Source organism: Schaalia turicensis ACS-279-V-Col4, assembly GCF_000296505.1.
In the GTDB taxonomy this organism is placed as follows: Bacteria; Actinomycetota; Actinomycetes; order Actinomycetales; family Actinomycetaceae; genus Pauljensenia; species Pauljensenia turicensis_A.
The window spans coordinates 511,977-529,638 of the sequence record NZ_JH815209.1 but is presented as its reverse complement, the minus strand read 5'-3'; the positions used below and the strand labels follow the sequence as shown (position 1 = coordinate 529,638).

The 17,662-nt window shown below is 56.8% G+C and carries 16 protein-coding genes and 1 tRNA gene; 11 read left to right on the top strand and 6 right to left on the bottom strand.

Annotation, left to right across the window (positions count from 1 at the left end; all coding sequences use genetic code 11):
* Positions 1–73: 73 nt before the first annotated feature.
* The gene (locus tag HMPREF9241_RS06090) at positions 74–1,204 is read right to left on the bottom strand and encodes a YihY/virulence factor BrkB family protein (protein WP_050998798.1); all 1,131 of its coding nucleotides are present in this window, start codon (positions 1,202–1,204) and stop codon (positions 74–76) included.
* Positions 1,205–1,277: 73 nt separating this feature from the next.
* Positions 1,278–1,826 carry a 2'-5' RNA ligase family protein gene (locus HMPREF9241_RS06085; protein ID WP_006681409.1) on the bottom strand — a complete coding sequence of 183 codons (549 nt, stop codon included), beginning with the start codon at positions 1,824–1,826 and terminating at the stop codon, positions 1,278–1,280.
* A gap of 147 nt (positions 1,827–1,973) precedes the next feature.
* Between HMPREF9241_RS06085 and pth the strand changes: the two genes are divergently transcribed.
* From pth to HMPREF9241_RS06050, 7 genes are all read left to right on the top strand, one after another.
* The gene (gene pth, locus HMPREF9241_RS06080; RefSeq protein WP_006681408.1) at positions 1,974–2,585 is read left to right on the top strand and encodes an aminoacyl-tRNA hydrolase; all 612 of its coding nucleotides are present in this window, start codon (positions 1,974–1,976) and stop codon (positions 2,583–2,585) included.
* 3 nt (positions 2,586–2,588) lie between these two features.
* On the top strand, positions 2,589–6,173 hold the full coding sequence (gene mfd, locus HMPREF9241_RS06075; protein ID WP_006681407.1) for a transcription-repair coupling factor: 3,585 nt from the start codon (positions 2,589–2,591) through the stop codon (positions 6,171–6,173).
* Between the two features lie 48 nt (positions 6,174–6,221).
* Complete coding sequence (locus HMPREF9241_RS06070) at positions 6,222–6,842, top strand: hypothetical protein (protein ID WP_006681406.1); 621 nt, start codon at positions 6,222–6,224, stop codon at positions 6,840–6,842.
* A 184-nt stretch (positions 6,843–7,026) separates the two neighbouring features.
* Positions 7,027–8,307 (top strand): phosphopyruvate hydratase, encoded by a 1,281-nt coding sequence (gene eno, locus HMPREF9241_RS06065; protein WP_006681405.1) that lies wholly within the window; start codon positions 7,027–7,029, stop codon positions 8,305–8,307.
* 319 nt (positions 8,308–8,626) lie between these two features.
* Positions 8,627–9,352, top strand: coding sequence for an FtsB family cell division protein (locus HMPREF9241_RS06060; RefSeq protein WP_040318573.1), 726 nt, complete (start codon positions 8,627–8,629; stop codon positions 9,350–9,352).
* Positions 9,353–9,389: 37 nt separating this feature from the next.
* Positions 9,390–9,905 carry a DUF501 domain-containing protein gene (locus HMPREF9241_RS06055; RefSeq protein WP_006681403.1) on the top strand — a complete coding sequence of 172 codons (516 nt, stop codon included), beginning with the start codon at positions 9,390–9,392 and terminating at the stop codon, positions 9,903–9,905.
* A gap of 101 nt (positions 9,906–10,006) precedes the next feature.
* Entirely contained in the window at positions 10,007–10,972 is a 966-nt protein-coding gene (locus HMPREF9241_RS06050) for a Ppx/GppA phosphatase family protein (RefSeq protein ID WP_006681402.1), read from the top strand.
* A gap of 39 nt (positions 10,973–11,011) precedes the next feature.
* On the opposite strand, the gene HMPREF9241_RS06045 is transcribed toward HMPREF9241_RS06050, so the two are convergent.
* Positions 11,012–11,085, bottom strand: a tRNA-Leu gene (locus tag HMPREF9241_RS06045).
* A 232-nt stretch (positions 11,086–11,317) separates the two neighbouring features.
* Here HMPREF9241_RS06045 and HMPREF9241_RS06040 point away from each other — a divergent pair.
* Entirely contained in the window at positions 11,318–12,265 is a 948-nt protein-coding gene (locus HMPREF9241_RS06040) for a Bax inhibitor-1/YccA family protein (RefSeq protein WP_006681401.1), read from the top strand.
* 70 nt (positions 12,266–12,335) lie between these two features.
* Positions 12,336–12,731, top strand: a complete 396-nt coding sequence (locus tag HMPREF9241_RS06035) for an FKBP-type peptidyl-prolyl cis-trans isomerase (protein ID WP_006681400.1) — start codon at positions 12,336–12,338, stop codon at positions 12,729–12,731.
* A gap of 114 nt (positions 12,732–12,845) precedes the next feature.
* Here the strand turns inward: HMPREF9241_RS06035 and msrA are convergent, their stop codons facing one another.
* A complete protein-coding gene (msrA, locus tag HMPREF9241_RS06030) occupies positions 12,846–13,451 on the bottom strand; it encodes a peptide-methionine (S)-S-oxide reductase MsrA (RefSeq protein WP_006681399.1) in 606 nt (201 codons plus the stop codon).
* 114 nt (positions 13,452–13,565) lie between these two features.
* On the opposite strand from msrA, the gene HMPREF9241_RS06025 reads away from it, so the two are divergent.
* Complete coding sequence (locus tag HMPREF9241_RS06025) at positions 13,566–15,032, top strand: AI-2E family transporter (RefSeq protein WP_006681398.1); 1,467 nt, start codon at positions 13,566–13,568, stop codon at positions 15,030–15,032.
* Between the two features lie 171 nt (positions 15,033–15,203).
* Here the strand turns inward: HMPREF9241_RS06025 and greA are convergent, their stop codons facing one another.
* Both greA and trhA read right to left on the bottom strand, forming a co-directional pair.
* Positions 15,204–15,683 carry a transcription elongation factor GreA gene (gene greA, locus HMPREF9241_RS06020; RefSeq protein ID WP_006681397.1) on the bottom strand — a complete coding sequence of 160 codons (480 nt, stop codon included), beginning with the start codon at positions 15,681–15,683 and terminating at the stop codon, positions 15,204–15,206.
* Positions 15,684–15,851: 168 nt separating this feature from the next.
* Positions 15,852–16,532 carry a PAQR family membrane homeostasis protein TrhA gene (gene trhA, locus HMPREF9241_RS06015; protein ID WP_006681396.1) on the bottom strand — a complete coding sequence of 227 codons (681 nt, stop codon included), beginning with the start codon at positions 16,530–16,532 and terminating at the stop codon, positions 15,852–15,854.
* Between the two features lie 338 nt (positions 16,533–16,870).
* Between trhA and HMPREF9241_RS06010 the strand changes: the two genes are divergently transcribed.
* Positions 16,871–17,632: an isoprenyl transferase gene (locus HMPREF9241_RS06010; protein ID WP_006681395.1), complete on the top strand. Its 762-nt coding sequence runs from the start codon at positions 16,871–16,873 to the stop codon at positions 17,630–17,632.
* Positions 17,633–17,662 lie beyond the last annotated feature (30 nt).

Sequence of the window (17,662 nt, the reverse complement as noted above, 5' to 3'; positions counted from 1 at the left end):
GGGAACATCATCTGATGTTCCCCCACAGTCGTATTCAGCCTGCCCGGCCTCGTGAACTAACGGCGGAGGGCAGTTACTTGATCGTCTGCCACTCCAAGTCACGGCTTGCCGAATACAACGGGTCGGGGCGAACTTCCCCGGAAATCGGGTGGTGTGGCCAGAGCAGTGTTCGCGGATCCGAGCAGGTGATGTAGTTCGGGCGTTCTGTGAAATGGACTTCGTCAGCATCCGCGGGCTTGCCGGGTGCCGGCGGGTTTGCCGTCCACGCGCATGCCATCAGGAAAGCTCTCATTTGTAGGTTGATCCAGAGGATCAGCGTGATGATGGAAGCGCCCGCCGCAAGGAGTGGGCTCGACGAAGCGCTGACTGCAGACGTGCCAAGAATTCGTAGCACGATCGATGCGACTGAGATGATTGCCAGCCCCCAGATTAGGTCTTTGTGTGGAGGATGAACGCGTGCGACAACCCAGATGAGAAGCCATGTGACCAGCGCATAGACGACGAAAGCGACCGCGTAGGAAGCAATTTTCAGCAGGCCGGTGGCAACGGGTCCGGAAGACAAACCAATCGTGCCTAGGATCCACTGGCCACCAAGATCGACGACAATGCCAAGGCCGGCGCCCAGAATGATGGAGAGCGCAAGGCCGAGTGCCCCCAGCGCGTTACGCAGAATCTGTATCACCGGATTGTCGGGGACCGTGGGGATCGCGAACATTTTGCGAATCGAATTCGCGAGCTGTCCAATCACGCCGATGGCACTCCACGTCATGATCACAAGAGCGATGATGCCGGTGATCGACACGGCTCCGGTCATCACGAAATCATCGGGGCTGAGCATGCCGTTCGGGTTGTCATCTGTTTGGATCAGGGATGGGATGGCCTGCGCAATCGCATCGAAGAATGCGGTGCGGAGCTCCTGATTGTCGCCGATGATCGACAGGAAAACAGTGACAAGAACGGTCAAAGCGGCGGTCAATGACAGGATTGCGGTCAGGGCCATGCCTGAAGAAATCAGGTTGCCGGAGACCCCGTTGTAGCGTGCGAGCATGCGCGCCAGGCGCGTATGTGCCCACCAGGCGCCAAGTTGGGCGACCTTATCACCCAGGGTCGGGGCGTGGAGCGCGTCGCCGAGACGCGGGGGTGCGGAAGTGGGGATGGCATCTTCTTGTGTTTGAGGGGACGAGGCCGCCTGTTCTTTCGTCATGTATTCACCGTAACGGTGGCGGATGAGTGGACACAACGAACGTGACGGACCCCTTAGCGACGGGGTGAAGAGATTAGAGTGTGGCTGCTTCGAAGTCGAATAGGGCCATGGTGGAGTACATACCTCGTTCATCGACTTTGTCGAGGCGGAATCCGGGGACAATCCACGAGGCTTCGAAGGTATCGCCGATATCTTCGGCCAAGTCAAGCACAGGATCCTCAAGACCCTGCGCCAAGGTGACGTGCGGGTGGTAGGGGAAACGTTGCTCGATGTTCAGTGGCCCAGTGCGGACTTCGTCGGCGAGGCTTTCACATTCACGCGCACCGTGATCCAGATTGAGGAAGGCAACCGGTGAAATCGGACGGAATGAGCCACTGCCTTTGAGGGTCAGGCGGAAGGGGCGGTGGTGTTTTGCCACTTCACGCAGGTGACGAATGACTTCGGGACGCTCGCCCGAGGGGAACGGCGTCGGCGGAAGGATCGTAATGTGCGCCGGCACCATCGACCCTTGAAGATCTCCGAGGTTCAAGCGAAGTTCTGTCAGCTGTGTGACCCACGGCTCCGGGATTGCAACAACGACACCGAGCCAGTCTTGGCCGGGGGAACGCTGAGGAAGAAACATTGCAATGCCTAGGGTAGATGGTGAACAAGCGGAGTAGCTGTTGACAAGCCTACGTGAGCAACGCATATGCCCGCTAACCCACTTCGGTCCGCGTGGTGTGCAACGCCTTATACGTCATTGTGTGGACGCTAATGGCAGAATCGACGTATGACGTCTTCATCCACGTGGCTTGTTGTTGGCCTTGGTAATCCGGGGGAGCAGTATGCTGCGACCCATCACAATGTCGGTCAGTTGACCGAAGATGTGTTGCTCCAACGTACAGGTGCATCGTGGTCATCTCATCGAAGTGGCACCCACGTAGCGGATGTGCGTCTTGGAATTCTTCCTGGTGGTGTGCCCGGCCCGAAGGTTGTGCTTGCAAAGTCGGATTCCTATATGAACACCTCGGGTGGCCCGGTTGGCCGACTGATGAAGTTCCTTGGAATCGATGCCGGTCATCTTCTAGTCATTCACGACGATCTGGATCTTCCTGCGCATGAGCTTCGCTTGAAAAAGGGCGGTGGCGAAGGTGGCCACAACGGGTTGAAGTCCATTTCTCAGGTCCTTGGAACGAAGGACTATCATCGCCTGCGTATTGGTATCGGTCGCCCGCCAGGAAGGCAGGCCCCCGCCGACTTTGTTCTTGCTCGTCTGAGCGCCAAAGACCGCCCCGAATGGGACGTGACCTTTGAAAATGCTGCCGATGTTGTCGAATCCATCGTGACAAACGGTTTTGCTCCGACTCAGATGGCTCTGCACTCAGCGAACTCAGGGAAGTAAAGAGTGAACCTTACCGGTTTAAAAGGCATCATTGCCTCAGATTCTGCACTTGATCAGGCATGCGGTTCGATCTCGTCGGCACGGAACGGTTGTTTTGTTGCTCCCGCTGGCGCGCATCCTCCCGTTCTTGCTGCTCTGAGCGAATACGGACAGGCACAGCCACTGATTGCCCTGACTGCGACGGGGCGTGAAGCTGAACGTTTGACTGCTGCCCTGAGGTCGTGGACGGACAGTGTTGAAATGTTCCCTTCCTGGGAAACGCTCCCGCATGAGCGTCTTTCACCTCAGGTCGACACGATGGCCCGTCGTATTGCTGTGCTCCGCAGGCTGGTCCATCCCGTTGCAGGCGATCCGCATGCGGGTCCACTTTCGGTTCTTGTTGTCCCGATCCGCGCGTTCCTCCAGCCAATTATTCGAGGTGTGGCTGACATTGAAGTCGTGCGCGTCAAAGTCGGGGATCGTGTTGACCTGACGGATCTTGTCGACCGACTGACCGAACTGGGATACCAGCGCACCGACATGGTCGAATCTCGCGGACAAGTCAGCGTTCGCGGTGGAATCCTTGACGTTTTCCCGCCTCAGGAAGCGCATCCACTACGCATCGAGTTGTGGGGGGACGAAGTCGACGAGATTCGTGCCTTCTCTCTTCAAGACCAGCGAACCTTAGGGGAAGCACCGGACGGCCTCTGGGCAACCGCATGCCGTGAGCTCCTGCTCAATAGGGCCGTGCGAGCTCGAGCGCGCGAACTGGCCACCAAGCTTCCAGGAGCGGCAGAAATGCTGGCACTCGCTTCCGAAGGTATCGCGGCGCCCGGCATTGAATCCCTGGCACCGGTTCTGACCTCCGGCATGGATCGTCTGCTTGACCTTCTGCCCGCAGATAGCCCGATTATCGCCTGCGACCCGGAGAGGATCGCTGCCCGCGCCCAAGACCTGATTGCAACGACCGAAGAATTCTTAGCAGCCGCCTGGTCCACCGCCGCCGGTGGGGGACACGTGCCCATTCAAGCAGGCGAGGCCTCGTTCCTTCAGTACGAGGACATCTGGAAGTCGGACGATCGTGCCTGGTGGGAATTGACCACGCTCCCCCCACCCGAACTTGCCGACGCGCTCGGCGAGGACACTTCCGACGCGCTCGCGGAAGAGACGAAGGCAGTGGTTGCGTCCCCAACTCTGATGAGCATGGGAGCGCGTGACGTACGCTCGTACAGGGGCGATTTTGTGTCGGCAAGCGCAGATTTGAAGCAGCTTGCGTCGCAGGGCTGGCGGATTGTCATCACAACCGAAGGCCCAGGTCCTGCACGCCGAATCCGCACAATTATGGCTGAATCAGGGGTTCGGGCAACTCTGCGCGACGATATTGAGACTCCTGTCGAAGCCGGTTCGGTTGCCGTTACGACCGCGCAAGCTGGACAGGGTTTTGTCCTGCCGGATGAGCGGTTCGTTATCCTCACGGAGTCGGATCTGACGGGTCGTACGGGTTCGACAACCCGGGACATGCGACGGATGCCCTCGCGTCGCAAGAAGGGTGTCGACCCGCTGTCACTGCACCCGGGTGACTACATCGTCCACGAGCAACACGGTATCGGCCGATTCATTGAGATGGTCTCGCGCACCGTGGGACGTGGCTCCGCATCTGTCACCCGTGACTATCTGGTTTTGGAATACGCGCCTTCAAAGAGAGGCCAGCGTGGGGATCAGTTGTTTATTCCGACCGATGCCCTTGGACAGATTTCCAAGTACACGGGTTCGGATCAGCCGACGCTGACGAAGATGGGTGGAGCTGACTGGGCGAAGCGGAAAGCGAAGGCGAAGAAAGCGGTCAACGAGATCGCCAAGGAGCTTATTCGCCTCTACGCTGCCCGTCAAGCAACCAAAGGACACGCGTTCGGCCCCGATACTCCGTGGCAACGCGAACTTGAGGATGCATTCCCATATGTGGAAACCCCCGATCAGCTGGTGACGATTGATGAAGTGAAAGCTGATATGGAGAAGCCGATCCCCATGGATCGCCTGCTGACGGGCGATGTCGGATACGGCAAGACCGAAATCGCTGTTCGCGCTGCGTTTAAAGCAATTCAAGATGGCAAGCAGGTTGCTGTGCTTGTCCCGACGACCCTGCTTGTACAACAGCATGTCGAAACTTTCACCGAACGCTACGCGGGCTTCCCCGTGACCATTGCATCCCTCTCGCGTTTTTCAACGCCGAAGGAAACACAAGAGGTGAAAGAGGGGCTTGCCTCGGGGCGCGTTGACCTTGTGATTGGCACTCATTCCTTGCTGACAGGAACGGTGGTGTTCAGGAACCTCGGCCTTGTCGTGATTGACGAGGAACAGCGTTTCGGCGTTGAGCATAAAGAGACGCTGAAGGCGCTGCGCACCGATGTGGATGTGCTGTCGATGTCAGCCACGCCGATCCCAAGAACGCTGGAAATGGCAGTGTCAGGTATTCGCGAGATGTCGATTCTGCAGACTCCGCCAGAAGAACGTCAGCCGGTTTTGACTTTTGTTGGAGCGTACACGGATGCGCAGGTCAGCGCGGCAATTCGCCGTGAGTTGTTACGCGACGGACAGGTGTTTTTTGTCCACAATCGCGTGGATTCAATTTCGAAGGTCGCAGCCCACATTCAGGAACTCGTTCCCGAGGCGCGCGTGAGGATCGCTCACGGAAAACTGAGCGAACACCAGCTAGAGGACGTGATCGTCGACTTCTGGAACCACGAGTTCGACGTTCTGGTGTGCACCACCATTGTGGAAACCGGTTTGGATATTTCCAACGCGAATACGCTGATCGTGGATCGCGCCGATGTGTTCGGTTTGTCCCAATTGCACCAGTTGCGTGGTCGAGTGGGACGAGGCCGCGAGCGTGCGTACGCCTATTTCTTCTATCCGGCGGACAAGACTCTGACGGAAACCGCGCATGAGCGCCTGAAAACTATCGCTGCGAACACCGACCTGGGTGCAGGGCTTGCTGTCGCACAAAAGGATCTAGAGATCCGAGGTGCCGGCAACCTGCTGGGCGGGGCTCAATCCGGTCATGTTGAAGGGGTTGGCTTCGACCTGTATGTGAGGATGGTCGCCGATGCGGTCGCAGCCTATCGGGGCGAGGCTCCTGAAGAGAAGAGCGACCTGCGGATGGATCTGAGCGTTGATGCTCACATTCCTGAGGACTATGTGCCCGGTGAGCGTCTGCGCTTGGAGGTATACGGCAAGATTGCGTCGATCACGTCGCCCGAACGAGCAGCCGATGTGCGCGAGGAACTGATTGACCGATACGGGCCGTTACCCCGAAATGTGGAATTGCTGTTCGATGTTGCTCGCCTTCGCACTATCGTGCGCGCAACCGGTATTGAAGAGATCGTGACCCAGGGCAAGTATCTGCGTGTTGGTCCGGTAGACCTGCGCGAGTCTCAGCTTCTTCGCTTGAAGCGTTTACACCCGGGTGCGGTCATTAAAGCTGCTGTTCGACAGGTCATGGTTCCCCTTCCCATGACTAGTCGAATCGGCGGAGAACCGCTCACGGATGAAGCGTTGCTGGATTGGGTTGAAACTTTGGTAACGAAGATTCTTGTCCCTTTCAACGCCTGATTTCATCATTACGGCGCTTTCAGCACTTTTAAAGGAACGTGTCATAAAATGACCGTGGCCAACATGGGCTATACGGCAGGGAGGACCTACGTGTTCAGCGTAAAGAAAGCAGCAATGGTTGCTGTAGCAAGCATTTCCATCCTGGGACTCGGAGCATGCTCGGCACACCCGGGCACCGCAGTTTCAGTGAACGGCGTCAACTACTCTGAAGCTGATGTCTCAGACGCCCTTTCCCAGTACGCTGAGTTGACCGGCCAGCCGATGGATCGCGCAACCCTTGTGGCCATGCTTCCCGATGCTTTGAAGTTCACGCAGCTGGCTAATGAGAACCAGATTTCTGCAACCGATGAGCAGGTGAATGAGTTCGTTGCGTCGCTCGTCGACCAGGGACGTATTCATGCTCCATCCGGTGACCTCAGCCCCGTTCTGACCGAGATTCTTCGCTACTCGGTGATCAAAGCTCAGCTGGATCAGATGGGCCAGGATGCGCTTGCCACCCTCGCTGAGGACTACCAGGAAATCGCTGCTACGCAGCAGGTTGACATCAACCCCCGCTACGGCACGATTACAGAAGATGGCAGCCTCAAGGCACCGATCTTCGGTGACGTTGTGGATGCCTCCGTTTTCACGGCTGACCAGACCAGTGGCGGAGCTGAGTCTGGCGAGTGATCGTGTGATCCATTCCTCCTTGGTTCCGTCAAAGATCGGGACCAAAGGCGGCTGAACGGATCATCGCACCCCACACGGCGTGAATGCTTGTTCAGATTTGCGTCTGCAACTAGGCTGAATGGCCGCAAACGTACTACCGTTATGACTGACAACAGTCCACGAAATTGATCGATTGGAGAATGACGTGGCAAGGATTGAGGCTATTGGAGCTCGCGAGATTCTGGACTCGCGCGGTAACCCGACCGTTGAGGTTGAGGTCCTGCTCGAAGACGGAACGCTTGCACGTGCATCCGTGCCTTCAGGCGCTTCCACCGGCGCATTTGAAGCAGTTGAGCGTCGCGACGGCGACAAGGGCCGTTACCTGGGCAAGGGTGTTCAGGACGCCGTTGACGCAGTGAACGACATCATCGCCCCCGAACTGATCGACGAGGACGCTGCAGATCAGCGCGCCATCGACCAGATCATGCTGGATCTCGACGGCACCCCGAACAAGGGCAAGCTTGGTGCAAACGCCATCCTCGGTGTTTCCCTCGCTGTTGCGCACGCAGCAGCTGAATCCGCTGGTCTGTCGCTCTACCAGTACCTCGGTGGCCCGAACGCTCACGTTCTGCCCGTCCCGATGATGAACATCCTCAACGGTGGTTCGCACGCCGACACCAACGTTGACATCCAGGAATTCATGATCGCTCCGATCGGTGCACCGACCTTCCGCGAAGCCCTCCGTTGGGGCGCAGAGGTCTACCACACCCTCAAGGGCGTCATCAAGGAACGCGGTCTGTCCACTGGCCTCGGCGACGAAGGCGGTTTCGCACCGAACCTCGAGTCCAACGCTGCAGCACTCGACCTGATTATCGAAGCAATCGAAAAGGCCGGCTTCAAGCCAGGCGAAGACGTTGCTCTCGCCCTCGACGTTGCTTCCTCTGAGTTCTTCAAAGACGGCCTGTACCAGTTCGAAGGCGAAGGCCGCACGACCGAGTACATGGTTGAGTACTACGAGAACCTCATCTCGAAGTATCCGCTGGTTTCCATCGAAGACCCGCTGTCGGAAGACGAATGGGATGCATGGAAGTCCCTCACCGACAAGATCGGCGATCGCGTCCAGCTCGTTGGCGATGACTTCTTCGTTACCAACCCGGAGCGTCTGCGCAAGGGCATCGAGCTCGGTGCCGCCAACGCTCTGCTGGTCAAGGTCAACCAGATCGGTTCGCTCACCGAAACCCTCGATGCAGTTGAGGAAGCACACCGTAACGGCTACCGTTCGATGACCTCGCACCGTTCCGGCGAGACCGAAGACGTCACCATTGCTGACCTCGCAGTTGCCACCAACTCCGGTCAGATCAAGACTGGCGCACCGGCTCGTTCCGAGCGCGTTGCCAAGTACAACCAGCTCCTGCGCATCGAAGAAGAACTCGGCGATGCAGCTGTTTACGCTGGCCGGTCCTCCTTCCCGCGCCTCGCTCGCTGAACTGAGCGTAGCTAGGAAAAACGCTTCGTTGACGATGTGCTCCACGCACTGAGGCGACGTGTGGGCCCCGAACCGACGGTTCGGGGCCCACTGCTGTATCACGTCAATGAAGCTTAAAAGTTGGAGCACATCACAGGTGCACGCTTCGGCTCGCCGTTAGGGTGACGCGCGCCGAAGCCCGAAGTGGGGCACCATTAGAAGCATGCCTCGTAATCCACGCAGTGAGCGCCCTCAAGCGCCCCGACGACCAGACCGCAATCCTGGTCTATCGCGTGGAACCGCGCCCAAAAAGGATCAGAAGGTTTCAGAAAAATCATCCTTGTTCAAGCGCTCCAAGAAGTCTGATAGCGCAAAAGTGCAGGCAGATGTGCAGGCGCCACGCTCTCCCGCAGAACGCCTAGAGCGAGCACGGGAGATTCGTAGCGCTCATAAGGCGAATGTCGCTGCTTCAGCTCATCAGTTCCGTCCTGCACGTGTTCCGCAGAGTCGTGAAGAACGCCGTCGAGCTAAAGTTCGCGAGCGTCGTCAAGAGAAGAAAGCTCGCCAAGAACGCCGTCTTGCTGAAGGAAAGACGTTCCTTGTTGGCGGTCTGGAGCTTTCGACGCGTTTGCTCTCCGTTGTTGTTCTTGTTGGTGTGCTTGGGGCATTGCTCGTCCCCAATTTGTATGCGTGGTGGAAACAGGAGCAGGAGCTTCGCGACATCACCGCGAAGGTAGAACAGACGAAGCAACAGAATGCTCAGATGCGTGAGCAGCTCGACTTGTGGAGCGACCCGGAGTTCATTACCTCGCAGGCTCGTGAACGACTCGGGTACGTGAAGCCGGGTGAGGTGCAGTATTCGGTGGTTGATCCTGGCGAGGAGTATGTGGACAAAGCGCAGATCAACGCTGCGTCGCCTGAAGGTCCAGCAAGGCCGTGGATTCAAGTTGTCGGTAAACTGATTCAAGAAGCTGACGAAGCTGAAGTGGGTCAGTCGAAGGCTGTACCATCGCAGTCTGGCGATCAGCCAGCGCCCAGTGGCGAGCAAAGCGCTCAATCTCAATAGCCGCGTGTCGTGGCCAAATCGTAAGGAGCACGTTATCGTGACCGAAGTGGGGAAAGACCCGTCGATCGCTACCGAAGCAGATCTGGATGTTTTGCGTGAGCAGTTGGATCGTGTGCCTCGTGGTGTTGTCGGTATTGGTGCACGTTGCGTGTGTGGCCGTCCGACTGTCGTGAAGACGGCTCCGCGTCTTGAAGACGGTAGTCCGTTCCCGACGACGTTCTATCTGACCAGCCCTCCGATCGTGAAGGCGTGTTCAACGCTCGAGGCCGAGCATGTCATGGAAGATTTCAATGACCTGCTGGCCAATGATGAAGAGGTTGCCGTTCAGTATCAGGCAGCTCATCATGACTATATTGAACGTCGTCTCGAATTGGGGGATGTTCCTGAAATCTCGGGTGTTTCCGCTGGCGGCATGCCGACGCGTGTCAAGTGCCTTCATGCTCTGGTTGGTCATGCCCTGGCAGCGGGCCCCGGTGTGAATCCGATTGGTGATCGCGCGTTAGCGATGATGGAAGAGCGAGGGATGTGGAGCGCTCATCGCTGCTCCTGCTAATTGGTGGTTTCCGACCGGCGGTTGTTGTGTGGCAATGATGGTGTCGTTGATTAGGTGACGGCGTAGCTCGGGAGTGTGCCCCGAAAAGGAATGTGTATTTAATGAATCGTGTCGCTGGTATTGATTGTGGAACGAACTCCATCAGGCTGCTTGTTGCCGATGTGGAGCGTGATGAAAACGGTGTGCGCCTGACTGATTTGACTCGTCAGATGCGTATTGTTCGCTTGGGGCAGGGAGTAGATAAGACGGGTCGTTTCGATCCGGCTGCGATTGATCGCACAATTGATGCCGTTGTTGAGTATGAGCGCATGATTTCCCGCCTGGGTGCTTCGAAGGTGCGGTTTGTGGCGACGTCTGCGTCGCGGGATGCGTCCAATCGTGATGAATTTATCGATGCTGTTCGTTCGATTCTCGGCATCGAGCCGGAGGTTGTTGAAGGAACGCTCGAGGCCGCCCTGTCTTTCTCGGGCGCAGTCTCTGACCTAGGGGCAGGCGCCGAAAGCCCGATGCTTGTCGTCGATATTGGTGGTGGCTCGACCGAACTGGTCTTGGGCGATACTGAGGTTCGTCAGGCAATTTCTGTCGATATGGGTGCAGTGCGCGTGACAGAAAAATTCTTTGCTGACTGTGATCCGGAAGCGGGAATTCCCCTTGCTCATCAAGAGCGTGCAATCGAGTGGATTGATGAACAGCTCGATGGGGCGCAAAAGGTTGTTGACCTTGAGCGTGTGAAGACATTGGTGGGTGTTGCTGGCACTGTCACGACGTTGACCGCTCAGGCTTTGGGGCTTGCGACATACCAGCCGGAACTCATTCACGGTGCGTCGTTGAGTCTTGATCAGATTGATCAAGCGGTGCGTTTCATGGTGGATCAACCGACGAAGGTGAAGGCCGCTCTCGGGTTTATGCCTGAGGGACGTGAAGATGTGATTGCGGCGGGTGCGCTGATTTGGAGCCGTATCGTCAAGCGTGTTGTTGCTCGTGCAACTGAGCAGGGGAGTGTCATTGACCATGTTGTGACATCCGAGCATGACATTCTTGATGGCATTGCCATATCGCTTGCCTAGGCCCAGAGGAATTGCCTGAGATAGGTGGGGAGTGAAAAGTACCCCCAGTCGGACTCGAACCGACAACACACCGATTTTAAGTCGGTTGCCTCTGCCAATTGGGCCATGGGGGCCGCGCATGTGCGCGCCTCATTCTAACCTAAAGAACGCACTGCCTGAGCATAAGGATCTGCCGGCTATGCGCGCTTGTTCACCGCTTTCTTAGGCCTTCTCCGTCTGGCGAGGGACGAGTGTTTTCAGGAAAGACACAGGTTTTGTGGCGGTTTTGTGCGGTTTCTTCTAGGGAAAGTCCGTGATAGTCATGGGACAATAGAGATAGACACGTAAGACCTAGGAGGCCAGAAGTTGTCTAACCCAGTTTTTGACAAGCTTGAAACTCAGTGGGCGAAGGAATCGCAGTACACGCCGGCGGGATACCCCACAATGCCCGGATACACTCCATCATCGCAGCCGAGCGCCGGTAACGCTGCGGATCAGCGTTACCCATATTCGACGGCGAACTCGTATTCCACCCAAGCTGGGTCGGCCTCGTCGATGGACTACGGGCAGTACACGCAGTCTCAGATGGAGTCGATGTACCAAGCGCCGGCCGCGGATGCTGTTGACCGTGGAGTGATGACCTACGACGACGTCATTATGAAGACCGGAATTTCCCTGGGTGTCCTGTTGGTTGCCGCTACGGCAACGTGGATGCTGTCTGCCGTGAACCCGTCGATGGCGATCGTGCTGTCCGGTGTTGGCGTGCTTGTTGGCTTCATTCTGGCGATGGTGAATTCGTTCTCTCGGACGATTCGTCCCGCTCTGATCCTCGCTTATGCAGCCTTCGAGGGTTTGGCTCTTGGCGCAGTTTCTGCCGTCTTCGAATTGATGTACCCCGGAATCGTCGTTCAAGCACTCGTTGCGACGGCCGGCGTCTTCGGTGTGACCCTTGCGCTCTTTGCTTCCGGTAAGGTCCGTAATTCGTCGAAGCTGATGAAGTTCACGCTGATTGCACTGATCGGCATCCTCGTTTACCGACTCTTGTCATGGGTTTTGACCCTGACGGGTGTCCTTTCCTCCGGTGGCTTCGACTCGATTACTGTGATGGGTATTCCGCTGGGCATTGTCGTTGGTCTGCTGGCTGTCTTCGTTGGAGCAGCCTGTCTGATCGGCGATTTTGACCAAGCGCGAATCGGTGTAGAGCAGGGCGTTCCTGCAAAGTATGCGTGGATGTGTGCTTTCGGTATTCTGGTCACCGTCGTGTGGATGTACCTAGAGATTCTGCGACTCATCGCAGCATTCAGGGACAACTGACTCTTCCTCTCCGATTCCAACGCAAGGAATCGAATCATTACCGTGCATCACGAATCTTGAAGGAATCCTCATGGAAAACATCACTGTTATCGGCGACTTTGCCCGTAAGCCCCAGCTCGCCTTCGAAAATGCTCCCTCCGACGAACTTCTTGTCGAGGTCCTGACAGAAGGCGACGGCGATGTCGTTGAAGCCGGAGACACCATCCACTGCCACTACCTTGGCCAGGTGTTCGGTGGCGATATCTTCGACAACTCCTACGATCGTGGGGCGGCCCTGAGTTTCCAGATCGGCGTTGGCATGGTCATCCGCGGATGGGACGAGGGCCTGCTGGGCCACCGCGTTGGTTCGCGCGTTCTGCTCTCCATTCCGCCGGAATATGGCTATGGCGCACGTGGTGTTCCGCAGGCAGGTATCGGTGGCGGTGACACGCTGGTGTTCGTCACCGACATCATGGGCGTTGCCTGAGTTCAGAGACAACGAACCGCGCCCGTAGCAAGCACAATGCGTTGTTGCGGGCGCGGCCTCGTATATATGCGCACAAGCCGAATGGAAAACGTTGGGTGTTGAAGTGCGAGGTGACTAGACGATCGGGCAGGGGATCCCTGTTCGTGCGTGGCATTCGTATCCGTTGGGATTCTTAAACAGGTACTTTTGGTGATAGTCCTCTGCGTACCAGAATTGACCGGCTTCGGATGCGGGGGCGATCTCAGTTGCGATTTGGCCGAAGCCAGCTACGCTGATCTTTTCTTGATACGCATCACGGGCAGCGAGAGCCACTGCCAACTGTTCATCCGTCGAAGTCCAGATTGCACCGCGATACTGGGGCCCGCGGTCGTTACCCTGGCGGTTTACTTGGGTTGGATCGTGAATCTCAAAGAAGAGGGAAATGAGCTGAGCCACACTGGTCTTTTCGGTTGAATAGACAACACGCACGGTTTCAGCATGACCGGTCAGCCCGCTACAGACGTCTTCGTAGGAGGGGTTTTCCAGCGTGCCACCCATGTAGCCCGTTGCGGTTGCAACGACCCCCGGAGTATTCCAGAAGGCTTTGTCGACTCCCCAGAAACACCCCGCTGCAAAATAAATGATTTCTTCGTTTTCGCCGGGCTCGGTGCGAATGGGGGCGTTGAGAGCTACAGGGGCAATGAAACTGCCACCGCTGAAAAGGTCAGTCAGGTTTGTCATGGCTTCATCCAAACACTGAATACGCCAAGGCGCGACTAAAGGTAATAGTCTGCAAGGGGATTGGTGCATGGTCTCAGGTAGTCTTGAAACAGTTCAACAGTGAAAGGGGCCGCGATGTTTGATCGTAAGGGACGAAACAAAGCGCGTCTTGGCGCGTTTGTTGCTCGGCTCGCGTCAGAAGCGGAGCACAAGAATGCCGTCGGCGCAGAAGAGCCCACGATGGAGTTCCACCGCGGGGACACGCTTGAAAGTGAACGTGATGCAACAAGGTCCGTTCCCTGGCCCCTTCGCTTATCTGCCGCACTGTCATGGCGTCTGATTGTCGTTGCGATCGCAACTGCGGGTATCGCGTGGGCTGCCTCCAAGATCTGGACGCTGATTATTTCAGTCGCGATTGCTTTGCTTTTAGCTGTCTTGCTTGAACCGCTTGTGCGTTGGCTGACCGTAAAGGCAAAGCTTCCGCGCACGTTGGCGGCAGCTCTGGGTCTGCTATTTCTGGTTGCGCTTGTCGCCGGTGCTCTGTCGCAGGCGGGAACAGAAATTGCCATGCAGTTGCCTGATCTGATGAGGAAGGCTAGCGGTGGTCTTGATACGTTCCGTGACTGGTTGGCTCAGCTGCCATGGAAGATCGACATGACGGTCTTCGACAATGTTGTCACCAGCGCGATGACTCAGATTACCAACTATGTGCAGCAGAACGTGCAGCAGATTTTCAGCCAGGCCTACTCGGTCACGTCCTCGGTGGTATCGTTAGTTTCCGGCTTCCTGATCATGCTGTTCTGCCTGTTCTTCTTCCTTAAAGAGGGACGCACAATCTGGCTGTGGATTGTGCGACTGTTCCCAGCTCCGGCACGTACTCCTCTGCACGAATCTGCGATTCGTGGCTGGGTGACGCTCGGTTCGTACGTTCGAACCCAGATTCAAGTTGCCGCTATCGACGCGGTGGGTATCGGTTTAGGAGCCTTCTTCTTGGGGCTCCCCATGGTTCTTCCGATCATCGTGGTCGTATTCTTTGCGTCCTTCGTTCCGATTGCTGGCGCAATGGTGTCCGGTGCCATCGCTGTTTTGGTTGCTTTGGTTGATCAGGGGATTACGGCTGGCGTTATCATGCTGGTTGTTATCTTGGTTGTTCAGCAGATCGAATCGAATCTTCTTCAGCCTCTGTTGATGTCTCACGCTGTTTCTCTTCACCCGATAGCCGTGTTGCTTGTCGTGGCAGGCGCTGGTTCACTGGGCGGTATTCCTGGCGCTGTTTTCGGTGTTCCGATTGCGGCGTTCTTGAATGCCACGTTCCTCTACCTGCACGGATATGACTCCATGCCAGAGCTGGCAACAAAGCAGGATCGTCCCGGCGGTCCTCCTGGAATGCTCGATGAAATGGTCGCAGCATCGTACGCGTCGAAGACGCACGTCAACGAGGCCCCCGCGCAATCTTCATCCCAAGACGCGGCGTCTCAGATCGTGGCTGACGGATCGGTTGCGTCCACTTCTAGGCGTGAGGCCCCCGGTTCAGCGGAAAATCCGGATATGGACGACACCGAAAGTGCCCAGAGCATGGAAAGCCCAGGGGAGGCTAGGTAGCGTTTAAGATTGTTCAACACGTGTGGCGGGGTCAGTAGTCTTTGACTACTGACCCCGCCACACATGCTTCGGCGCTATTTCCCTCCGGGTGTTCTATGGAAGAACAAGGCGCGCATCCTCTTTGAAACGCTGACCTTGAAAGAGCAGAATGAAGGGGCGCTCTAGAGCGGATCAGCCCACGAAAGGCTTTGCTGTGAGGATCTCGACCTCGATCTCCTTGCCATTTGGAGCCTCGTATGACACCTTGTCGCCCGTCTTGTGTCCGGTGACCGCGGCACCCAGAGGAGCCTTCGCAGAGAAGACCTGCACGCCCAAGTCTCCACCAGCGTCACGTGAACCGAGAAGGAACGTCATCTCGCGTCCGCCAACCAGAGCAGTCACAACCATGCCGGGTTCAACGATGCCGTCATCAGCGGGCGTTTCGCCAACCTCTGCTGAAGCGAGCATCTCCTGGAGAGTCTGGATGCGTGTTTCGTTCATCGACTGTTCGTTGCGTGCAGCGTGGTAGCCACCGTTCTCACGCAGGTCGCCCTCCTGGCGAGCTGCATCGATCAGCTTCGCAATTCCCGGGCGCTTGATTTCAATGCGCTCGGTGAGCTCCTTCTGTAGAAGGTCGTACTGAGCCTGAGTCAGCCACTGAGTGTCGGCCATAAGGGTCCTCCAAAAACGATAGCCGGAACGATGGTACCGGCGCTAAGACTCAGTCAGTCTAGCAATGTCAAAACATTCCTGCCCGAATGCGAAGTAGTCAGGTGAATTCCGGGCGCAAACGCAACGTGCAGATGAGCCGTCCGGCCTCGTCAACAAGGGCAGAGAAAATCAGAGAAGAACGGCCAAGTACACGCCCACGCAGTGGCATGCCCAGGCGGCAACGGTGAAAGCGTGGAAGATTTCGTGGAACCCGAACCACGTCGGGGAAGGATCCGGACGCTTTGTTGCGTAGACTATTGCGCCCAGTGTGTAAAGAATGCCCCCCGCGACGATCAGCCAGACCACAGCCGGGCCACCAGCGCTCCAGAGCTGAGGGAGGTATGCGACAGCAGTCCATCCCAAAACCACGTAGATTAACGTTGAGAGCCGCCGCGGGGCGGTCGGCCAGAAAAGGTTGATGAGGATCCCGATGATGGCCCCAATCCAGACAATCGACAGCAGAACCATTGCATCGTGCCTGGTGAGCAAGGCAACCGACAAGGGAGTGTATGTGCCAGCGATGAGAAGGAAAATATTCGAGTGATCAAGCCGTTTCCACACGAGCTCCCAGTTTGGCTTCCAGTAGAAGCGATGATAGAGAGCCGAGATGCCAAAAAGAAGAAGAGACGAGGCAAGGTAAACCGCGGATGCCCACTTCGTCGGAGTCGTTGGGGCAAGACAGATCAGCACAATTGATGCCGCTAGCGAGAGTGGGGCTGTCACAAGATGCAACCATCCTCGCAGGTGAGGCTTAATAGCGATCAGCTGGTTTGGAACCCACGACTTCGGACGAAGCGATGCGACCTTCATGATGCCTCCCAAAAACGAATTCAAACGCGCATTAATTCAAACCGTGGCTGTCAGTCTCACGCTGATATCCACATAACCTACGTTACCGTAAGTTAGTGATTAGGTGCGAGGTGTGATCCGGCAGATGAACATCTTCCAAGGCCTCCAAGGTGTTCGGTTCCAACAATCGGGGTCATCGCGCACCTCCAATGTGCATATGCGTGCAGGTGAGGTCACTTTCACTATGAAAAACGATTACCCTTAACGCAGATCAACGATCGCTAGCGGTTGCCCAATACGGTGTCGCTAACGGTTACAACACTGTCAACTGCTACCGGTAGCCTGAAGTGGGAGGGACCATGGCGCGACTCGCTCTGGCCTATGACCTGTACGAGGAACGTCTGCGCAAGCAGCTTCCCCAGTCGGCGATCCCCAGACACATTGGCGTCATTCTTGACGGAAATCGTCGTTGGGCCAAATCCACCGGCAAACAAGCGTCGCAAGGTCATCGTGCCGGCGCCGACAAGATCTCCGAATTCCTCGTCTGGGCAGAAGAACTCGGCGTCGAAGTCATCACCTTGTGGATGCTGTCGACCGACAATCTTTCTCGCACATCAGAGGAACTGACCGAACTCCTTGGTATCATCGCCGACGCCGTTGACCACTTGGCTATGCAAGGAAAATGGCATCTCAACGTCGTTGGAGACTTGGGCCTACTCCCCGAAGACGTAGCAGCGCGAATCCGCGCATCGGTTGCATCGACCGCGACCGTTCGGGGTATGAAAGTCAACGTTGCCGTCGGCTACGGAGGACGCCACGAAATCACCGAAGCTGTTCGCGCGATCATGCGTGAGGCGTCGGCCCAGGGGAAGAACCTTGACGAAGTCGCGGACTGTCTATCCGATGCGGATATCACTGCTCACCTGTACACGAAAGACCAACCGGACCCCGATTTGGTGATCCGCACGTCCGGCGAGCAACGACTGTCCGGGTTCATGATTTGGCAGTCAGTCCATTCGGAGTACTACTTCTGCGAGGCCTATTGGCCGGACTTTAGGCGCGTGGACTTCCTGCGTGCTCTGCGCTCCTATGCTCAACGTGAACGCAGGCTGGGAAAATAGATCCGTCGGAGTGTGACACCGGTGGAGTGA

Bases quoted from the DNA above. Each gene is read 5' to 3' on its own strand.
- HMPREF9241_RS06090 (WP_050998798.1), bottom strand. From the start codon at position 1,204: ATGACGAAAGAACAGGCGGCCTCGTCCCCTCAAACACAAGAAGATGCC.
- HMPREF9241_RS06085 (WP_006681409.1), bottom strand. From the start codon at position 1,826: ATGTTTCTTCCTCAGCGTTCCCCCGGCCAAGACTGGCTCGGTGTCGTT.
- pth (WP_006681408.1), top strand. From the start codon at position 1,974: ATGACGTCTTCATCCACGTGGCTTGTTGTTGGCCTTGGTAATCCGGGG.
- HMPREF9241_RS06070 (WP_006681406.1), top strand. From the start codon at position 6,222: ATGACCGTGGCCAACATGGGCTATACGGCAGGGAGGACCTACGTGTTC.
- HMPREF9241_RS06050 (WP_006681402.1), top strand. From the start codon at position 10,007: ATGAATCGTGTCGCTGGTATTGATTGTGGAACGAACTCCATCAGGCTG.
- HMPREF9241_RS06035 (WP_006681400.1), top strand. From the start codon at position 12,336: ATGGAAAACATCACTGTTATCGGCGACTTTGCCCGTAAGCCCCAGCTC.
- msrA (WP_006681399.1), bottom strand. From the start codon at position 13,451: ATGACAAACCTGACTGACCTTTTCAGCGGTGGCAGTTTCATTGCCCCT.
- HMPREF9241_RS06025 (WP_006681398.1), top strand. From the start codon at position 13,566: ATGTTTGATCGTAAGGGACGAAACAAAGCGCGTCTTGGCGCGTTTGTT.
- greA (WP_006681397.1), bottom strand. From the start codon at position 15,683: ATGGCCGACACTCAGTGGCTGACTCAGGCTCAGTACGACCTTCTACAG.
- trhA (WP_006681396.1), bottom strand. From the start codon at position 16,532: ATGAAGGTCGCATCGCTTCGTCCGAAGTCGTGGGTTCCAAACCAGCTG.
- HMPREF9241_RS06010 (WP_006681395.1), top strand. From the start codon at position 16,871: ATGGCGCGACTCGCTCTGGCCTATGACCTGTACGAGGAACGTCTGCGC.